The 2,167-nt window shown below is 55.9% G+C and carries 2 protein-coding genes; both read right to left on the bottom strand.

Features of this window, described 5'->3' with window-relative positions; all coding sequences use genetic code 11:
• Positions 1-1,780, bottom strand: a 1,780-nt coding sequence (locus CWO84_RS15055; protein ID WP_240618069.1) for a condensation domain-containing protein, incomplete at its 3' end; no start/stop codon positions are given.
• Positions 1,780-2,167 (bottom strand): phosphopantetheine-binding protein (locus CWO84_RS15050; protein WP_205800393.1); only part of this gene is annotated, 388 nt, incomplete at its 5' end. The genes CWO84_RS15050 and CWO84_RS15055, both read right to left, overlap by 1 nt.

Raw genomic sequence — 2,167 nt, 5'->3', positions numbered from 1 at the left:
CGGGGGTTTGTTCGGCTTGGGCTTCGAACAGCTGGTGGATGCAGCGATCTTGGGGATAAGCCACTTCGGTGGCGTTCCACTCGTGGAGAACTTGCCGACGTTCGGCTTCGGTCAGCAATGGCAATTCGGAAATCCGCGTTTGCGGCCGCTCAAACGCCGCTTGCAACAGTATCAAATAATGCCAAGCCAATCTTGCCACCGTCCCGGCGTCGAACAAATCGGTGTTGTATTCAAAGCTGCCGCTCAGGCGGCCGTCTGGCCAGTCCTGGACGTGCAGGGTCAGATCGAACTTGGCCGTTCGGTTGTCGTCTTCGAGCACGGCGATATCCAAGTCCGGCAAGCTCAAAGTCAAGTTGTCGTGGTTTTGCAGTACGAACATGACTTGGAACAACGGACTGCGGCTAGGATCACGCACCGGTTGTAAAGCTTCGACCAGTTTTTCGAACGGCAAATCCTGGTGGTTTTGCGCGTCCAATACCGTCGTTTTGATTCGTTCTAACAGCTCGGCAAAGGTCGGATTGGCCGATAAGTCGCTACGCAACACCAGGGTGTTGACGAAGAAACCGATCAAGTCTTCGATTTCCTGGCGATTGCGGTTGGCGACCGGGGTGCCGACGCAGAGGTCAGTCTGACCGCTATGGCGGCTCAACAGCATCTGGTATGCCGCAAGCAATAGCATTAACACCAGGGTGTTGACGAAGAAACCGATCAAGTCTTCGATTTCCTGGCGATTGCGGTTGGCGACCGGGGTGCCGACGCAGAGGTCAGTCTGACCGCTATGGCGGCTCAACAGCATCTGGTATGCCGCAAGCAATAGCATGAACAAGCTGACGTTACGTTGCTTACCCAAGGCTCTGGCTTGCAAAGCCAATGCCTTCGGAATTTCGAAACCGAAATGAGCACCCCGATAAGTCATCAGCGCCGGCCTTGGCCGGTCGGTCGGCAATTCCAAGACGCTGGACGCGCCTTCCAATCGCTCGCGCCAGTAGCCTATTTGCCTTTCCAATTCCTCGCCGCTCAGCCAATGGCGTTGCCAGCAGGCGAAATCGGCGTATTGGATCGGCAATTCGGCCAACGGCGAGGGTTGATGCCACGCAAAAGCCCGGTACAGCGCGGCAAACTCTTTGACCAAAACCGCCGAAGACCAGCCGTCCGAGACGATGTGGTGCACGGTCAGCATCAGGATGGCATCCTGACTGTCGCCGCTGTCGGCCAGCATCAGAAAGCTGGCCCGAATCAAAGGCCCCCGGCGCAAATCGAAAGGCTTGGCGGCTTCGTCACGGCACAATGCCTGCCAAACGGAAGACTGGCCGGTAGAAGTTAAATCCATACGCTCGATCTCGAGCGCCAAACTCGGCAATATCTTTTGCACCGGCTCGCCGTCCTCGCCCATCTCGAATATCGTCCGCAATACTTCGTGGCGGCGGACGATTTCGCTGAAACTTTGCTTCAAGGCGGCAAGGTCCAGACGGCCGGTCAAACGTAAAGCCACCGGAATGTTGTAGAGTGGACTCTTTGGCTCCAGTTGATCCAGAAACCATAGCCTTTGCTGAGCGAAGGATAATGGGATGGGACTGGTGCGCTGTCCTGACGCAACGACAAGCGCACGCTGTGTGGCGGACGAGCTAAACACGGCTATCAATTCGGCTTTTTTCGCCTTGATTTGGTGGGCAAGCTCATCGTTAAGAGCCCCCGGCGGCGCCTTGCATTTTAAGTTACCGTCTTCGACGAACAGCCTAACGTTCAAGTCGCGTAGCGTGGCAAGTAGTTGGTGCAACATTAGAATTCAATTTCCTCGAAATCGGTTTCGTTTAAATAGCCGGCATCCATGGCTTCCGACCGGGTAGCCCAGAGCAACACGTCGATTTTTTCCGCCAACGTAGCGACGTTGCCGGCCTCGAACACGCTTCGCAACGGCAGATCGATTGCAAAGCATTTAGCCACCCGCGACACCAGTTGGGTTGCCAACAGCGAATGTCCGCCCAGTTCGAAAAAGTCGTCTTCGACGCCGACTTTTTCCACGCCCAACACTTCCCGCCAAATTTCGGCCAACAGGGTTTCGGTTTCGGTGCGTGGAGCGACGTATAGTTTGCTGAGCTGTTCGCCGAGGTCCGGGGCCGGCAAGCGCTTTCTATCGAATTTGCCGTTAACCGTCAGCGGCATTTCG

The sequence above is a fragment of the Methylomonas sp. Kb3 genome, assembly GCF_002834115.1.
GTDB classification, from domain to species: domain Bacteria; phylum Pseudomonadota; class Gammaproteobacteria; order Methylococcales; family Methylomonadaceae; genus Methylomonas; species Methylomonas defluvii.
This window is presented reverse-complemented; position numbering and strand designations above follow the sequence as displayed.